The organism is Desulfuromonas sp. TF (assembly GCF_000472285.1).
GTDB lineage: Bacteria > Desulfobacterota > Desulfuromonadia > Desulfuromonadales > ATBO01 > ATBO01.
In genome coordinates, this window is record NZ_KI421421.1 from 162,586 (window position 1) to 179,338 (window position 16,753).

The following is a 16,753-nucleotide window of genomic DNA, read 5'->3' on the forward strand; positions in this document are numbered from 1 at the left end:
AGCCACCGACTTCGCTGGTGCTGTCGATGATTGCCCCGCTGCGGCTCTTCACTTCGTTGGCCAGCCGCTTGTCCACCGAATCCCGGTCGGCGGGCCGGGCGCCGGCATTGGCCAGGACCCAGTTCTCAACGGTACTGCCGGCCCGGGGGGCAAGAGACTTGTGCCATACCGGGGGCGAGGAGGCTTTCGGGTCGAAGGAGGTTTGGCTCTTGAGGATGCCGCCCCCGGCCACGTTGTCGGACTGGTAGACCTTCGTCCCCGACTTACAGTTGCCGTCAACCAGAATCGGCCAGGCATAGTGCGGGGTGTCTGGTCCCTCGATAAAGGCGTTGCCTACCACGCTCAGGAGATGCGGCCCGCTGGCGCGGCCGAGTTCGACGTCGAACCAGTACGGCTTGCCGCCGTTGTAGAAGACGTTGTTGAGAGCCACCATCTTGGTGTCCCCGGTAACCCGGGGGTTGCGGTCGTGGTTGTGGGCGATCAGGTTGCCGACCATCGAGATGTTCTGGGTTCCTTCCCGGACCAGGAAACCCTTCGAGTGGTTCCCCTGGGGATGGATCGAGTTGTTCAACGCCTCGCCGAGGATCGAGTTGCTGATTGTGATCTCGTGCGGCTCATAGGGGGAGCTGCCCGTCTCGTCGACCGCCCAGCTGACCGAGAGGTGGTCGAAGACAACCCGGTATACGTCTCCGAGGCTGCCGGTGATGCGGATGCCGTCGCGCGAACCGGGGGATGGCCCGCTCGAGTCGTCGCCGACCCGGATCCGCAGGTGCTGGGCCAGCACGTCGTGGGTGTGCACTGCCAGGGCCGCACCGCGCAGGGTGACTCCGGGGGAGGGGGCGGTCTGGCCGGCGATGGTGACGTAGGGATCCTTAACCTTCAGGTCCGAAGCGAGCTTGATGGTCCCGCTGACTTCAAAGACAATGATCCGGGGACCGCTCGCCTCGATGGCGGCCCGCAGCGATCCGCTGCCGCTGTCGTTGAGATTGGTCACTTTGAGGACCTTGCCACTGCGGCCGGCCTTGGTTTCAGTACCGAAGCCCTGGGCACCGGGGAAGACCGGCAGGTAGCCGAGGGAAGGATCGGGCGCGGGAGCCGGATCCGGGTTCGACACGGGGTCCTGGGGAGCCGGATCAGTGCCGGCGCTGCCTTCCAGCACGGCACTCAGCACGTTGGAGCGCTGGAACTCGCCGGTTTCGGTGTAGCGCGCCTCCACCTGGAAGGTATGAGTGCCTCCTGCCAGCCCTTTGATGGTGGTGGTGGTTCCGTTGAGATGGTTGTTCTGGTCCACGCCGTCGATGAAGACGTCGTAGCCGCCGTCGGGAGCCCCATAGCTGCAGGCGGGCTGGGACCAGGTGAGGACAACATCGCTGCCACTGACCTTGGCGGACTCCAGCACCGGCACGGTGGTTGCGTTGGAGCTGGCCGGCTCTTCGGGAGCGGTCGGAGTGTTGTCCACAAGCACTGCATTCAGCATGTTGGAACGGTGGAATTCGCCGGTCTCGGTGAAGCGCGCCTCCACCTGGAAGGTGTGCTCGCCAGGCGCCAGCCCTTTGACGGTGGTGGTGAGCCCAGTAAGATGGTTATTCTGATCCACGCCATCGATGAAGACGTCGTAGCCGCCGTCGGGAGCGCCGTAGACAGTCTCGGGCTGGGACCAGGCGAGAACGAAATCGTTGCCGCTGATCTTGACCGATTCCAGAACCGGCACGGTGGTGGTGTTGGAGCTCGCCGGCTCTTCCGGAGCGGGGGCCGGTTCCTCGGGGGTAGGAGCCGGTTCCTCGGGGGCGGGAGCCGGGGTGGTATCCAGCACGGCGCTCAGCACGTTGGAGCGGTGGAACTCCCGGGTTTCGGTGTAGCGCGCCTCCACCATAAAGGTGTGCTCGCCTTCGGCAAGGCCGGAGATGGTTTTGCTCAGACCGCTGGTGCGGTTCTTGTTGTTGGTGTCCACGCCATCGATGAAGATGTCGTATCCGCCGTCGGGAGCTCCGTAAACGGAATCGGGCTGAGACCAGGACAGGACAAAATCAGTGCCGACAACCTGGACCGACTTCATCACCGGCACGGTGGTGGTTTGGGAAAGGGCCGGCTCTGCGGGAGTGGTCGGAGCGGTGGCATTCAGTACGGCGCTCAGCACGTTGGAGCGGGGAAACTCCCTGGTTTCAGTGAAACGGGCCTCGACCATAAAGGTGTGCTCACCTTCGGCCAGGCCGGATATGGTCGCGTTCAGGCCGCTGGTGCGGTATTTTTTGTTGGTATCCACGCCGTCGATGAAAATGTCGTAGCCGCCGTCCGGGGAACCCAACGTGGAAGAAGGCTGCGACCATTTAAGGATGAAGTCGGTTCCGCTCACCTGAACAGCCTCCATAACCGGGGCGGGAGCGGCAGCATGTGCATCCTGAGCGGCCCCGGCGACAAGGCCGAAGCAGACCAGAAGCATGCAGACGGACTGCAAGATGAGGTTTTTTCCTTTAGTGATACTGTTGTAAATCTGTTTACCCATTAATTTTCTCCATTGCTGTTGAATCATTCGCGATGTTTTTGAAATCCCTTGATCCCATTGAGAATCTGTTACATTTCCGTTTGATCCGTAACGCTCATCGACCGGATGCCGGTTTTTCATGTCCTTTCCTCGCTATTGATTCTGTTTCGCACAAAAAAACGCGCCTTCTTCTGTGCCGAAGAAAGCGCGTTTTTTAAACGGTCTGAGGCCGTTTTCGCCTGCTTTCTCTTCGGCAGCCCGGCCATCCGACTTCGCTGAAACTTTGTCGGACCCGTGGCTTTGCGTCGCCGGATTACTCCGGCTTTGCCTTTTTCGGAGATATTCTTTTTTTAGAGTTATGTGTTTTCTTGTTCTTCAACCCCCAGAGGTTGAGATTCGAACTCCTTTCCGCGCATAAAAAAGCGCCCATCTTGAAAACCGAAGATGAGCGCCCAAATTGCTTGCGCGACATCTCTTCGGCAGCCCGGCCATCCCACCGTTGGGACCCGTGGCTTTGCGTCACCGGATTACTCCGGATTTGCCCTTATCGGAGATTTTCTTGTCTGTTTAAAATCTTTAAGCGTTTCAGGCCATGAAAGGACTGAAATTCGGCTCCTTTTCCTCTGGAGAGGCGTGTTCGTTAAGTGGCCCGCCAGTGGCTTTGTTTTTTCTGAGAAAACTTCCGCTTATCTTCTGATAGCTTGAATCGATCGTCTTCTGCTTGTTGCACTGGACGTGCCAAAACCTGTCCGGAGTGTCAGGCCAGCTTCCGGTGTTCGAGCGAAGATCCTCGTTTTCAGGGAAATGCCCTTCCGGGAGCCATCACTGGAGAGGGTTGGGAAAAACCCGGCGGACCCAGAGAATACCAACATTTACAGAATGGCAGCATTGCGAACTGCAACGACGCCAAAAGGCGCAAACACCTGTTTTATAAATTAAAGCAAAATTTATTTTTTATCTGCAGAGTGTCCGACTTGCAAAAAAACCTCCCCCCAACCTCTCTGCTCTGTATGCAGTTTGGGTTGGTTTTGCAACGAGGTGTGGCACCCAGGACACAGAAATAAATCCATTCCTTTTTTACGCCTGAGGCCGTGTTTGCATTCCTGCCGACGGACGCTAAACTGACAACAGAGACAACTGGGAACATCCGATGAATAATAACGCTCGCTTCAATTCCAAAGAAATCCATAAACCAAAAACGAAAGAGGTCTCTGCCTTGAAAAATCCCTTTGTTCAGCATGCCGGAAGGAACAGATAGAAAAAAATGGCTGCCGTGAAGTGGCCAATGCGGGCGGCACATTATCGGAGATATCCATGGCGGCGCTCTTCCTCTTGAACTCCCTGCAGGTGGGCGGCTCAGAGGCGAAAACTGTTCGTTTAGTCAATGCTCTCAGCGAGAGAAAGCATCCGGTCTATCTGGGCTGTCTTAACCTTTCGGATCCGCTTAGAAATTCGATCAGCGGTTCGGTCCCTGTCCTGGATTTTAACCGGACAGGGAAACTCGACCTGCAGGCCGTTGACCGAATCGTCAAATGCATCCGCAAATTCAAGATCAGAAATCTGTTCTGTATTAATCTTTATCCTTCCCTCTACGGCGTTCTTGCCCGAGCCCGAAGCAGCCACCTTGATTTTAACTGCATCTCCTGTATCAATATCACAGACTTTGCCAGCCTTGGCGAAGCTCTGAAAATGATCGTCTATCAACCGGTTCTCCGCCGTGCGACAAAACTCGTATTTGGTTGCAGGAACCAGCAGGAACAGTGGATTGCCCGGTATGGCTTGAAACAGAGTCGCTGCATGCATATTTACAACGGAGTCGACCTCCAACGTTTTTCCCCTTTTGCGATCGCCTCAGAGCAGACCGAACTCAGAAACCATTTCGGCTTTTCCCCTGCAGAAACCATCATCGTTTCGGTGGCCCAATTCAGGCCGGAGAAGAAACAGGATGATCTGATCTCAGCCTGTACCCTTCTTATTCAACAGGGGTATCCCATACAGCTGGTTCTTGTCGGCGATGGTCCCGAAAGATTGCGCCTTCAGGAAAACGTCGGCAAAACCGGAATATCAGATCGTATACATTTTCTCGGCCAGCTTAACGATGTCCGGCCTGCCCTGGGAGCCGCGGATATCTTCGCCCTCCCTTCAGTGGCCGTAGAGACTTTCTCCAATGCCGCTCTCGAAGCCATGGCCATGGGACGTCCGGTTGTCCTTTCCGATATAGGGGGCGCCTCGGAAATGGTGGAGGAGGGAGTCAACGGCTTTCTCTTTCCGCCCGGGGATATTGCAGCATTGGCTCAAAAACTGGCCCTGCTCGTGGGTGAACCAGAAACCCGCAAGCGCATGTCCTTGCAGGCACGAAGAGTGGTCCGGGATCGTTTCAGTTTCGAGACAATGCTTCAGGAATACGAGAAGCTGATTTATCCTCCAGAGCCGCAAACCGCCGCTGCAAAGGAAAATAGACCCGAAGAAACCGCACCCGGCGCGCAGGATAAATAAATGACAAAACTGACCTGGTATTTTAATCGTGTCAGACAGATGTCCGCCGGTGAGATAGGCTCTCGCATTGTGACGAAAGTCAGATCCCACGCGGAACAGTTTGGTCTCGCTACCTGCCGCCGACCTCCGCTTCCCCTGAACCTTGAAAGATCGCGAAATTTTATATCGAACTTTTCCATTGGAAATCCTTCCCCCTACATCGCAACCGCCGATTCACTCCTCCAGGGAAAACTGGACCTTTTCGCCCTCAAAGAAGGCGGCTACGGGAATCCTCCGGAGTGGAACCGAGACCCGCGCAGCGGCATAACCGCCCCCCTCTCCTTTGGTAAAACTCTGGATTACCGGGACTCCCTGCTGGTCGGGGACATCAAGTATCTATGGGAACCCAATCGGCATCTGCAGCTGGTCACCCTCGCCCAGGCTTACCGCCTGAGCGGCGATGCGCGATATCTGGACGGAATCGGCTTACTGCTTCAGTCCTGGCTCGATCAGTGCCCGTACCTGAAGGGGCCCAACTGGTGCAGCTCTCTCGAGCTGGGGATCAGGCTCATCAACTGGAGCGTGGTCTGGCAAACCATCGGCGGCCTGGAATCCCCCCTCTTCCAAGGACGCGGCGGCAAGGCCCTCCTGGGAAATTGGCTGGATTCCATTTACCGGCACGTCCACTTCATCCGCTACCACTTCTCCCGTTTTTCCTCGGCCAACAACCATCTGATCGGCGAAGCCGCCGGACTCTTCATCTCCACCTGCACCTGGCCTTTTTGGAAGGAATTTTTCAACTGCCGAAAGTTGGCGCATCGGATCCTGGTGCAGGAAATCCTGAATCAGACTTTCCCCGATGGCGTCGGCAAGGAGCAGGCGATTTCCTATCAGCAATTCGTCCTCGACTTTTTCCTCCTTTCGGCACTTGCTGGACGGGAATGCTCGGTGGAATTTCCACCTGCATACTGGAGGAGGGTCGAGAGGATGCTGGAATTTATCGCCTCCGTCATGGACACGGGCGGCAACGTCCCTTCGATCGGGGACGGCGATGATGGCTTCGTGGTGCGCCTCTCCCGGGAACCGGATTTCTGTCCCTATAAATCTCTGCTGGCGACGGGCGCCGTCCTGTTCAAGCGCGGCGATTTTAAAGCCAAGGCCGGTCGCCTGGATGACAAAACCCGATGGCTCCTGGGACAGGAAGGCGAACAGGTTTTTTCGTCCCTCGCGGCGAAGAAAAATCGGCCGCCGATACGTCTCGCCTACCCCGATGGGGGGTACTATATCATGGGCTGCCACTGGGAGACTCCCCGGGAAATCCGCCTGATCGCCGATGCGGGTCCCCTCGGCTATTTGTCCATTGCGGCCCACGGCCATGCGGACGCCCTGTCGTTCATCCTGAGCGTCGGCGGCAGGGAAATTCTCATCGATCCCGGCACCTACGCTTATCATAATAACCGCAAATGGCGGGATTATTTTCGAGGAACCTCGGCTCATAACACCTTGTGCGTCGACGGCCAGGACCAGTCGGTGCCGGGGGGGAATTTCATGTGGCTGAAGAAAGCCGATGCCAAATGCAGGTTGTGGGAAGAAAATGAAAAAGAGTGCCGGTTCATTGGAACGCAGAACGGTTATCTGCGGCTGCCCGACCCCGTGCGGCACACGAGGGAAATCGTCCTTCAACAAGAAGAGAACCGCATTCTTGTCACCGATACCCTCGAGTGCCGGGGTGAACACCGGATTGAAAGATTCTGGCACTTTGCCGAAAACTGCCGGGTGCAACAGACGGAATCGGGACTAGTCGTCGAAAACCGGGGAATCACTCTGAATTTCCAAACGTTGGACGACCCTGAACAGGTCGCGATCCGTGTCGGACAGGAATCACCACCTTGCGGTTGGATTTCCAGAAGGTATGATGAAAAAGAAGTCATATCGACTGCTGTGTTTTTGAATCAAATCCTGGGAAAAACCCGACTTACAACACAAATTGATATTTTTATTCCCCCTGAATTCAAGGGCAGTGAGGAAGTTTTATGAACATCAGCGTTTTTGGTTTGGGATATGTCGGAGCGGTGTCGGCCGGCATCCTTGCCAGCGAAGGACATCGAGTTATAGGGGTGGATCCCAATCAGACCAAACTGGATCTGATCAATGCCGGAAAGTCCCCGATTATAGAGCCGCAGATAGGTGACCTGATCTCCTCTTCGGTTGCCGAAAGGCGCCTCAGAGCCACGGATGATGCTTTCAGCGCGGTGAATGAAACGGATATCTCCTTTGTCTGTGTGGGCACTCCAAGCCAGCACAACGGGAATCTGGATTTGTCTTTCGTCAGCAGGGTCTGCGAGGAAATCGGTGCGGCGATCGGCCGAAAGGATTCATTCCACGTTGTGGTCATACGCAGCACCATGCTCCCCGGAACCATGGAGGAGGTGGTTATCCCCACCCTGACCGCTGCATCGGGAAAGACGTTGGGAACCGGATTCGGCGTCTGCATGAATCCGGAATTTCTTCGGGAGGGCTCAGCGGTAAATGACTACAGAAATCCACCCAAAATCGTCATAGGCGAGTCTGACCGGGAGAGCGGAGACCGGCTGGTCGAATTGTATGAAATGCTTGAGGCGCCTCTGTTCCGAACCGATATCGCCACTGCGGAGATGGTCAAATACGCAGACAATGCCTGGCATGCCTTGAAGGTAACCTTTGCCAATGAAATCGGAAGCTTCTGTAAATCGACGCAAATAGACAGCCACCAGGTCATGAACATCTTCTGCCATGACACCAAGTTGAACCTGTCTCCCTATTACATGCGTCCGGGGTTTTCTTTCGGCGGTTCATGCCTCCCCAAGGATGTACGGGCCCTCACCTACCGGGCCAAGCGGAACGATCTCGATCTCCCTCTGCTCAATTCGATCATGCCGAGCAACGAAGCTCACTTCATCCGCGGAGTCGAGATGGTCACACGGTCAGGAAACAGCAAGGTAGGCATTCTCGGCCTCAGTTTCAAGGCGGGGACAGACGATCTTCGAGAAAGCCCGATCCTGACGCTCGTCGAATATCTCATCGGCAAGGGCTATGATCTGCGAATCTATGACAAGAACGTAAATCTGGCCAAACTGGTAGGCGCAAATCGCGATTACATTCTCAACCGGATTCCACACATTTCCAAATTAATGGTCGAGTCTCTCCAGGAGGTCTTGGGACATGCCGAGACGGTCGTCGTCGGGAACGACTCTGAAGAGTTCCAAGAGCTGTTTTCCAGGACGAATGGCAACCAGGTGATCGTCGATCTGGTCCGGATTGCCAGCCAGAAATCAAAAGAGGGACATTATGAAGGGATCTGCTGGTAGGGATCTCAAGGTCCTTATTATCGTCGAAAATCTCCCCGTTCCCTTCGACCGACGAGTCTGGCAGGAAGCCGGGGCTTTGCGCGATGCCGGCTACAAGGTCTCAGTCATCTGTCCTACCGGCAAAGGATACGAAAAGCGTTTCGAAATCATTGATGACATCCACATCTTCCGCCACCCCCTGCCGCTCGAGGCCAACGGCGCCCTGGGCTACCTGCTCGAATACGCCGCCGCCCTGTTATGGGAATTCGCTCTGTCGTGGAAGGTTCTGCGGCGGAGGGGCTTTGACGTCATTCATGGCTGCAATCCGCCCGACAACATTTTCTGCATCGCCCTTTTTTTCAAACTCTTCGGCAAAAAGTTCATTTTCGATCACCATGACATCAACCCGGAGCTTTACGAGGCAAAGTTCGGAAAGCGGGATTTTTTCTACAGGGTGATGCTGGCCTGGGAGCATTGGACCTTCAAGACCGCCGACGTTTCCATCGCCACGAACGAATCGTACCGGCGGATCGCCATCGAACGCGGCGGCATGCCGCCCGAGCGGGTATTTGTGGTTCGAAGCGGTCCCAAGCTCGAACGATTGAAAATCATGCCGCCGAATGATGCCCTGAAAAAGGGGCGCCGCTATCTGGTCGGTTATGTGGGAGTCATGGGTAAGCAGGAAGGCATCGATTATCTACTTCGCTCCGCCCGGTATCTTGTGCGCACACTGGGACGAACAGACATTCACTTCGGCCTGATTGGGGGCGGCACCGAACTCGAAGCAATGCGTCATTACGCCCATGAGCTGGGCATTGCGGAGCATGTGACATTTACGGGCCGTGTACCGGATGAAGAGATGCTCGAGATGCTGAACACAGCCGATATCTGCGTCAACCCTGATGTAGCCAATGAGATGAACGACAAATCGACCATGAACAAGATCATGGAGTACATGGCCCTGGGCAAACCGATCGTCCAGTTCGACCTGACCGAAGGGAGGTTTTCCGCCAGGGAGTCTTCACTCTACGCCGACAGGAACGACGAAAAGGATTTCGCCGAAAAAATCATCATTTTGCTTGACGACCCGCAACTTCGAAAAACCATGGGAGAATACGGCCGAAGGCGGGTGATGGAAGAACTGTCGTGGGACTACGAGATTCCCAAGCTCATGGCCGCCTACAATACTCTTTATCCCGAGACAAAAGGGGAGTTAAAAGGATCGAGGTCTTTATAGATCCGTCGGAAGCGGTATGATTGGATTATCTTGGCCCGCACTCACTTACCTTCTCAGGGAGGATCACATGAAAGACGATTTACTGAATAAGGATGAATTCTGGGATGGGGATTCCGTTAACGATCTGCTTGTAGGGCCGGAGCAATCCGTGCGCCTGAAACGAGAAGCCGTCACACTCCCCTCATGGGACCTGACCCCACGCCAGATCTGGGACATTGAGCTTCTGCTCAATGGCGCCTTCTCTCCTCTCGAAGGATTTCTGAACGAGAATGAATACACATCCGTCTGCCGGGATATGCGCCTTGCCAACGGGAAGCTCTGGCCCATCCCGATCACTCTCGATGTGACTGAAGCATTCGCCGAACTGCTTTCGAGGGGCGACCGGGTGGCTCTTCGCCACCCCGAGGGGATGGTCGTGGCCATCCTGACCGTGGAATCGATGTGGCGCCCCGACTTCGCCGAAGAGGCCGCACTGGTCTTCCGCACGACAAGCGATCAGCATCCGGCTGTCTTTCAGCTTTTCCACGAGACCAGCCCCGTCTATCTCGGAGGCCGACTGGAGGGGCTGGAGATTCCTCCCCATCACACGTTTCAGACCCTGCGCTACTCCCCGCTGGAGCTGCGCCACGAGTTCAAGAAACGGGGATGGAAGAAAGTCGTCGCGTTCCAGACGCGCAACCCCATGCATCAGGCTCACGTCGAGCTCACCAAGCTGGCGGCCTCCCAGGTGGAAGCGAACCTGCTGCTTCACCCGGTCGTCGGCCAGACCAAGCCGGGCGACGTCGACTATTACGCCCGGGTGCGGTGCTACCGTGAAGTTCTCAAGCATTACCCGGAGCAGACCACGATGCTGAGTCTTCTGCCGCTGGCCATGCGCATGGCGGGTCCGCGCGAGGCGCTGTGGCACGGCCTCATCCGCAAAAATTACGGCTGCACCCATTTCATCGTGGGGCGCAACCACGCCGACCCGGGAAACGTGAACAACGGGGAACCCGTTTACGATCCGTACGAGGCCCAGGAGCTGTTCCGCAAGCACGAGGAGGAGATGGGGATCACCCTGGTCCCCTTTTCCGAGATGGTCTACGTGGAGGAGCTTGCTCAGTACCTGGAGCGGTCCAGCGTCCCCGAATCGGTCCGGATTCTATCTCTTTCCGGGACGGAATTCCGCCGCAGGCTGCGCGAAGGACTGGAGATGCCGGCCTGGTATTCCTATCCGGAGGTTGTCCGTGAGTTGCGGCACACTTTTCCTCCCCGCACCGAGCAGGGATTCACGATTTTCTTCACCGGCCTCTCCGGCTCGGGAAAATCGACCATCGCCAACATCCTTCTGGCCAAGCTCATGGAAATCAATCACCGGCCGGTAACCCTGCTGGACGGCGACATCGTACGAAAGAATCTCTCCAGCGAGCTGGGCTTTTCCAAGGAACACCGCAACCTGAACGTGGAGAGAATCGGCTTCGTGGCCAGCGAGATCACCAAGAACCGCGGCATCGCCATCTGCGCGCCGATCGCTCCCTATGCCGCCTTGCGGCGCAAGGTCCGCGAAACCATTACTCTGCATGGCGGCTTCATCGAAGTCTTCGTCTCCACGCCGATCGAGATTTGTGAAATGCGGGATCGCAAGGGGCTCTACGCCAAGGCGAGGGCTGGTCTGGTGAAGGGTTTTACGGGCATCGACGATCCCTATGAAGTCCCGGAGAATCCGGACGTTGCCTTGGACACCTCCACCATGTCGGCGGACGAGGCCGCCCAGTCCATCCTTCTGTATCTGGAAAAGGAAGGGTACGTGGAGAAGCCCTGAGCGGGCAAGGCGAAGCCTTGCAGGTGTTGAAAAAGTGGTTTTCCCCTAGGCTGATCAAAAATGCCCAGATGCAAGGCGGCTGAAATCCTGAGGGATAAGGCGTACCTGGAAGATACGTCGTTGACGAAGGATGAGGCCAACGCCGCAGATGGGCGTTTTTCATCAGCCTCCTAGGTGGTGCGCAGTAGATCCAGATATTGCTCCAGCAAACGGGTCAACAGGAAATTCTCCTGAACCGTGCGCCGGGCATTGCGGCCGAGACGGCGACCCAGGGCCGGCTCGCGCAGGATCTGAACAATCCGCGCCGCGGTCTCCTCGACGGAAGAGACCAGGTAGCCGTTGAAGCCGTCCTCGATCTGCCGGACGATTCCTCCGGCACGGCCGGCGATCACCGGCTTTCCCTTCCACATGGCCTCGGCCACCGTCAGCCCGAAACCTTCCCGGATCGATTTCTGGAGCACGATGGCAGACTGGCTCTGCAGTGCGTTGACCAGCAGTTGGTCGTCCCCGTCCACCAGGACAAGGGTGCGCTCATCCCGGAGTTCGAGAAGCTGCTCGTAAATTCGCATTCCCTCAGGGTCGTCGCTTGCAAAATTGCCCAGGAGCACCAGGGTGAAATCGACCTCACGCCGGGCCATGTTGCAGGCCTCGATGACGCCGCGCGGGTCTTTCCAGGGGTCAAAGCGGGATATCTGGGTAACGATCGGGCGATCATCGGGGATGCCGTACTGCTTGAGGCGGTTCCACGCGTCCTGCTCGTTCTGCTTCCGGTTCTTGATGGTGAAGGGGTCGATCGCCGGCATGAGAATGTGGGTAGGCGACTTCAACGCCATTGCGTACTCGGGGAGGGTATAGATCGTGGCGTCGTAGCCTTCCACCATCGGCAGAAGATAGTCCCGTACCTGCGTATTCGGCAGGGAGAGATCAATGTGGCACCTCCAGATCCAGCGGCGCTGGCCGTGCCGATAGCGGATAAGGGGGAGCGGCTGGGGGTCGTGAACCACCACGACATCGCTTTTGAGATCGATGATCGGTGCGTTTGCGGCGACCGTCTCCTCGAAGAGAGTCTTTTCTTCGGCGTTCAGGTTGCCGTCCTGGCCCTGAAGCATGTTGTGAATAGATTTGGTGACGTCATAAAAGGAGGGAGGCCCGACGATGCTCGTCCAATGAGCCCGGATGCCGATGCCGTTCATCAACGGCACCAGGGAGCGAAGGATTTCGGCCACCCCTCCCCCCTGTTTGGTCGAGTTGATGAACTGAAGCTCCAGGCCGGAAAGCGATTCCACCTTTCGGGCGATGCGCTCTACGGCCTCTTCACCGATCAACTCCAGATAGTCGTCCAGCCAGGCATAACGGTGTCCCCGCAGGGCAGGCCAAACCTCTTCAAACTCGGGTTCGGCGTCGTACGTCTGCAGTTCGTTCTTCATGGATTGTCACTCCTTTGCACGGAATATGAGCAATGGAGCAAACCCGGCGAGGAACGGATGGGGAAATCGTCAATCCCTGGAACTGTTCTTGACCGTTTCCAGCCTCGCAGATGGTTCATTCCACCAGTCTGAAGCGGCTTCCTGGTCCTTGGCGACGGAAAGCAGTGCCACGAACAGCACGCCAATCAGCGCTCCGAATGCGAATATTCCGAAAAATATCCAGATCAAAACGACCTCCTTCTCTTTCCAGGATGTACAAGACAGGTATCCATTTAAAAATCCGATGATTTCCGTCAGTTTCAGTTTAACAACAACCATGGTTTTTGCCACCCTGCGGGCGGATTAATTGCGTCGGTGGTAAGATCGATCTCGCCCGCGCAAAATAATACCAGGATGTTCTCAGCATTCCGAGAGGCTTCGTAAATACGTCCATGCAATCTGACGAATTCCTGTTCGCGTTGTCAGCGAGGCCATTCGCTGGTATGCCGCACGATCTCTCCTTCGATCATGTAGTAGACGTCCTCGGCGATGTTGGTGGCAAGATCGGCGATCCGCTCCAGGTGCCGGGAGACGGTGAGATAGTGCGAGAGGCTTTCGAGATGATCCGGATGCTGCCGGATCTGGTCCTTGATCAATTGGAAGTTGCGGCTGTGCATCGCGTCGACCTCATCGTCGAGATCGAGGACATGCTGCGCCAGGGCGGTATCCATCTGCACCAGGCAATCGAGACTCCCCTTGAGCATCTGCTGGGTGCTGGCCGCCATCGCCGTGAAATCGAAGGGCGGATCTATCCGGGCTGATTCCGCCAGGGCGACGGTCCGTTCGGCGATGTTGGCGGACAGATCGCCGATCCGCTCCAGGTCGTTGTTGATCTTGAGCACGGCGATGATGAACCGCAGATCGATGGCCACGGGCTGATGGAGGGCCAGGACCTTGAGGCATTCCTCCTCAAGCTCGACCTCCATCCGGTCGATCTGGTCGTCGCCCGCGATGACCTTTTCGGCCAGAACCCGGTCGATCTTCTCCAGAGAGGTGATGGAGGACTGCACCGACTCCTCGATCACCGCCGAGAGCTCCAGAAGCTGTTTCTTCAGTTTATCCAGTTCGTGCTGCATCAGTTGCGTCATGGGAACTTCCCTCCTCAGCCGAAGCGTCCGGTGATGTAGTCTTCAGTCTGCTTGTTTTTCGGTTTCATGAATATTTTTTTCGTCAGGCCGTGTTCGATCAGCAATCCCTCGTAGAGAAAGGCGGTATAATCGGAGACCCGGGCGGCCTGCTGCATGTTGTGGGTGACGATGATGATGGTGAACTCTTTGCGCAGCTCTCCGATCAGCTCTTCCACCCGTGCCGTCGATTTGGGATCGAGGGCGCTGCACGGCTCGTCCATGAGGATGACTTCGGGGTTGACGGCGATGGCCCGGGCGATGCACAGCCGCTGCTGCTGCCCCCCTGAGAGCCCCAGGGCGCTGTCGTGAAGCCGGTCCTTGATCTCGTCCCACAGGGCGGCCTCCCTCAGGCTGCGCTCGACCGTCTCGTCGAGCACCGCCTTGTTCTTCACCCCGGCGATGCGCAGACCGTAGATGACGTTTTCGTAGACCGATTTGGGAAAAGGGTTCGACTTCTGGAAGACCATCCCCACCCGGCGCCGCAGCTCGATGACGTCCATCGCCGTCGAGTTGATCTCGGTCCCGCGCAGACGGATGCTGCCGGTCACCCGGGCGACGTCGACCAGGTCGTTCATCCGGTTGAGACAGCGCAGGAAGGTCGATTTGCCACAGCCGGAGGGACCGATCAGGGCGGTGACCTGCCGGCTCGGAAAGGCGATATTGAGGTTATGCAGGGCTTCCGCGCTGCCGTAATAGAAGTGGAGGTTCTCCACCTCTATGACGGGATCTTCAAACCGGAAGTTGGTGGTTTTGTTCATGACTGCATCCTTCTTGGTGGTTAAAAGCTGCCATAGGTATAGCGTTTTTTCATGCGGTTGCGCAGGACGATGGCCACGCTGCTCATGAGCACCACGATCAGCACCAGCAGCAGGGTGGTCACGAAGACCATCGGCTTGGCAGCCTCGACGTTGGGGGACTGAAAGCCGATGTCGTAGATGTGAAAACCGAGGTGCATGAACTTGCGGTCGAGATGAAGATAGGGGAAGTTGCCGTCGAGCGGCAGCGCCGGCGCCAGCTTTACCACCCCGGTGATCATCAGCGGCGCGACCTCCCCGGCGGCGCGGGCCATGGCCAGGATGAGGCCGGTCATGATGCCTGGAGAGGCCATCGGCAGCAGGTTGCGCATCAAGGTCTGGAACTTGGTTGCGCCGAGCGACAGCGACCCCTCGCGGATGCCGGCGGGAATGGCGCCGAGGGCCTCCTCGGTGGCGACGATGACGACCGGCACGGTCAGCAGGGCGAGAGTCAGACTCGCCCAGAGAATGCCGCCGGTGCCGAAGGTCGGGGTGGGCAGACGCTCGGGGAAGAAGAGCTGATCGATCGAAGCGCCGATGCCGTAAACGAAAAATCCGAGGCCGAAGATGCCGTAGACGATGGAAGGGATGCCGGCAAGATTGTTGACGGCGATGCGCACCAGTCGCACCAGAACGCCCTCCTTCGCATATTCGCGCAGATAGATGGCGGCGACCACCCCCAGGGGGAAGGTGACCAGACTCATCAGGAAGATCAGCATCACCGTGCCGAAAATCGCCGGAAAGAGTCCCCCCTCCGTATTGGATTCACGCGGTTGACCCAATACCAGTTCTTTCAAATTGGTCAGGTAGAAAAGGACCTTCTCCCCTGTGGACATGGTATTGGGCTGATAAAAGCGGACGATCTGCGCCAGGGGAATGACCTTTTCGCGCCCGTCTGCGTCCGCGAAGGTAGCGGCATAGCCCTGGAGATCGACGCTGCGGGCCGTGTGCTCGTCAATGAGCTGACCGAAGTCTTCCTGAAGCAGGGCGGATTTCCGCACCAGTTCCCGCAGCTCCGGAGTATCCTGGCCGTCGGAGCGATAGGAGACCTTGAGCGCCTGCAGGCGCAGACTCTCCATCCGATTGCTGACGTCGGCCAAACGAAGATCGAGCACCTTCACTTCGGCGAGAACCTTCTCCATGGCCGCATGGGCCGTCTCCAACATCTGCCAGGGTCTGCTCCCCTCCACCAGGCCGGGCGCAGTCACCTCTTTGAGGTAACCGTAGAAATTCCCGTACTCCATCCTTTCCAGCGCAATGGCCGTCGGCGGGTATTCCAGGGCGGCGATGGCAGACCCGTTTACCCAGCGGAAATCCAGGCCGTACAAGTCGCGATTCCCGGTCTTGAATTGCAGCCGCTCCCCTTCCCCGGACGGGCGTGGCTCGCGCTGGACCACTTCACCCATGATGCGGGTGTCGTCCTCGAGGGTGGCCTCGGCCACCCGGGACGGCCAGAAGACCCCCAGGCCGTTCACCATCACCACCACCATAAGTGTGGCGGCGATCAGAAGGGTCAGCGTAAGCGCCGCCCCGGTAAGCCAGACGAACGGCTCCCCCTCCCGCAGATATTTCCGCAGGGCGGAGCGTCGTCTCTGTTCGGCCGCCCTCGGCCGTTTCCGCGCTTCGGCCGGGGCGCCCGTTTTGGAAGGAATCTCGATCTCGCTCAATCCGCCATCGTCAAGGCGCCAGTGCGTCCTTTTTTCAGAATCGTCCATATTTTTTCCGCAGTCGCTGACGGACAATTTCCGCAGCCGTGTTCAGGATGAAGGTGAACGCGAAAAGGATCACCGCCGACAGGAAGAGTATCCGGTAGAGGGTCCCGCCGAACGGCGCCTCTGGAATTTCTACGGCGATATTGGCCGAAAGAGGGCGCATGCCGTTGAAGATGCTCCAGTCCATGATGGCGGTGTTGCCGGTGGCCATGAGCACGATCATCGTCTCGCCGATGGCGCGGCCGAAACCGATCATGGTTCCGGCGAAGATTCCCGGGCTGGCCGAGGGAAGGATCACCCGCCACACCGTCTGCCAGCGGCTGGGGCCCATGG

12 protein-coding genes, 1 pseudogene and 2 riboswitches are annotated in these 16,753 nt (G+C 57.5%); of the genes and pseudogenes, 7 read left to right on the plus strand and 6 right to left on the minus strand.

Features of this window, described 5'->3' with window-relative positions:
* On the minus strand, positions 1 to 2,503 hold a 2,503-nt coding region (locus DTF_RS25530; RefSeq protein WP_051361261.1), incomplete at its 3' end, for a polysaccharide lyase family 1 protein.
* A gap of 228 nt (positions 2,504 to 2,731) precedes the next feature.
* A riboswitch (cyclic di-GMP riboswitch) is annotated at positions 2,732 to 2,821 on the minus strand.
* 136 nt (positions 2,822 to 2,957) lie between these two features.
* A riboswitch (cyclic di-GMP riboswitch) is annotated at positions 2,958 to 3,035 on the minus strand.
* A 761-nt stretch (positions 3,036 to 3,796) separates the two neighbouring features.
* On the opposite strand from DTF_RS25530, the pseudogene DTF_RS27785 reads away from it, so the two are divergent.
* From DTF_RS27785 to DTF_RS0112025, 6 genes and pseudogenes are all read left to right on the plus strand, one after another.
* A pseudogene (locus DTF_RS27785) lies at positions 3,797 to 4,252 on the plus strand (glycosyltransferase); the annotation flags it as partial.
* A gap of 27 nt (positions 4,253 to 4,279) precedes the next feature.
* Entirely contained in the window at positions 4,280 to 4,978 is a 699-nt protein-coding gene (locus DTF_RS27600; protein WP_255342766.1) for a glycosyltransferase, read from the plus strand.
* Positions 4,979 to 6,994 (plus strand): alginate lyase family protein, encoded by a 2,016-nt coding sequence (locus tag DTF_RS23325; protein WP_051361262.1) that lies wholly within the window; start codon positions 4,979 to 4,981, stop codon positions 6,992 to 6,994.
* Complete coding sequence (locus DTF_RS0112015; protein ID WP_027715518.1) at positions 6,991 to 8,304, plus strand: nucleotide sugar dehydrogenase; 1,314 nt, start codon at positions 6,991 to 6,993, stop codon at positions 8,302 to 8,304. Before DTF_RS23325 ends, DTF_RS0112015 begins: the two co-directional genes overlap by 4 nt.
* Positions 8,285 to 9,520 (plus strand): glycosyltransferase family 4 protein, encoded by a 1,236-nt coding sequence (locus tag DTF_RS0112020; RefSeq protein ID WP_027715519.1) that lies wholly within the window; start codon positions 8,285 to 8,287, stop codon positions 9,518 to 9,520. The genes DTF_RS0112015 and DTF_RS0112020 overlap by 20 nt, the downstream gene beginning before the upstream one ends.
* Positions 9,521 to 9,587: 67 nt before the next feature.
* The gene (locus DTF_RS0112025; protein WP_081702942.1) at positions 9,588 to 11,321 is read left to right on the plus strand and encodes a bifunctional sulfate adenylyltransferase/adenylylsulfate kinase; all 1,734 of its coding nucleotides are present in this window, start codon (positions 9,588 to 9,590) and stop codon (positions 11,319 to 11,321) included.
* A 170-nt stretch (positions 11,322 to 11,491) separates the two neighbouring features.
* Here the strand turns inward: DTF_RS0112025 and DTF_RS0112030 are convergent, their stop codons facing one another.
* Complete coding sequence (locus tag DTF_RS0112030; protein WP_081702943.1) at positions 11,492 to 12,748, minus strand: glycosyltransferase; 1,257 nt, start codon at positions 12,746 to 12,748, stop codon at positions 11,492 to 11,494.
* An 88-nt stretch (positions 12,749 to 12,836) separates the two neighbouring features.
* On the opposite strand from DTF_RS0112030, the gene DTF_RS26585 reads away from it, so the two are divergent.
* On the plus strand, positions 12,837 to 13,094 hold the full coding sequence (locus DTF_RS26585) for a hypothetical protein (RefSeq protein ID WP_155890804.1): 258 nt from the start codon (positions 12,837 to 12,839) through the stop codon (positions 13,092 to 13,094).
* Between the two features lie 115 nt (positions 13,095 to 13,209).
* Here DTF_RS26585 and phoU read toward each other — a convergent pair whose 3' ends face one another.
* The 4 genes from phoU to DTF_RS27250 form a co-directional block, all read right to left on the minus strand.
* On the minus strand, positions 13,210 to 13,875 hold the full coding sequence (phoU, locus tag DTF_RS0112040) for a phosphate signaling complex protein PhoU (RefSeq protein ID WP_027715523.1): 666 nt from the start codon (positions 13,873 to 13,875) through the stop codon (positions 13,210 to 13,212).
* A gap of 14 nt (positions 13,876 to 13,889) precedes the next feature.
* Positions 13,890 to 14,672 (minus strand): phosphate ABC transporter ATP-binding protein PstB, encoded by a 783-nt coding sequence (pstB, locus tag DTF_RS0112045; protein ID WP_027715524.1) that lies wholly within the window; start codon positions 14,670 to 14,672, stop codon positions 13,890 to 13,892.
* A 20-nt stretch (positions 14,673 to 14,692) separates the two neighbouring features.
* The gene (gene pstA / locus DTF_RS0112050; RefSeq protein WP_027715525.1) at positions 14,693 to 16,285 is read right to left on the minus strand and encodes a phosphate ABC transporter permease PstA; all 1,593 of its coding nucleotides are present in this window, start codon (positions 16,283 to 16,285) and stop codon (positions 14,693 to 14,695) included.
* A 124-nt stretch (positions 16,286 to 16,409) separates the two neighbouring features.
* Positions 16,410 to 16,753, minus strand: a 344-nt coding sequence (locus DTF_RS27250) for an ABC transporter permease subunit (RefSeq protein WP_035057222.1), incomplete at its 5' end; no start/stop codon positions are given.

Excerpts from the sequence above, each read along its gene's own strand:
- DTF_RS0112025 (WP_081702942.1), top strand. The coding sequence starts at position 9,588 with ATGAAAGACGATTTACTGAATAAGGATGAATTCTGGGATGGGGATTCC.
- DTF_RS0112015 (WP_027715518.1), top strand. The coding sequence starts at position 6,991 with ATGAACATCAGCGTTTTTGGTTTGGGATATGTCGGAGCGGTGTCGGCC.
- DTF_RS0112030 (WP_081702943.1), bottom strand. The coding sequence starts at position 12,748 with ATGAAGAACGAACTGCAGACGTACGACGCCGAACCCGAGTTTGAAGAG.
- pstB (WP_027715524.1), bottom strand. The coding sequence starts at position 14,672 with ATGAACAAAACCACCAACTTCCGGTTTGAAGATCCCGTCATAGAGGTG.
- DTF_RS23325 (WP_051361262.1), top strand. The coding sequence starts at position 4,979 with ATGACAAAACTGACCTGGTATTTTAATCGTGTCAGACAGATGTCCGCC.
- DTF_RS27600 (WP_255342766.1), top strand. The coding sequence starts at position 4,280 with ATGCATATTTACAACGGAGTCGACCTCCAACGTTTTTCCCCTTTTGCG.
- DTF_RS0112020 (WP_027715519.1), top strand. The coding sequence starts at position 8,285 with ATGAAGGGATCTGCTGGTAGGGATCTCAAGGTCCTTATTATCGTCGAA.
- phoU (WP_027715523.1), bottom strand. The coding sequence starts at position 13,875 with ATGACGCAACTGATGCAGCACGAACTGGATAAACTGAAGAAACAGCTT.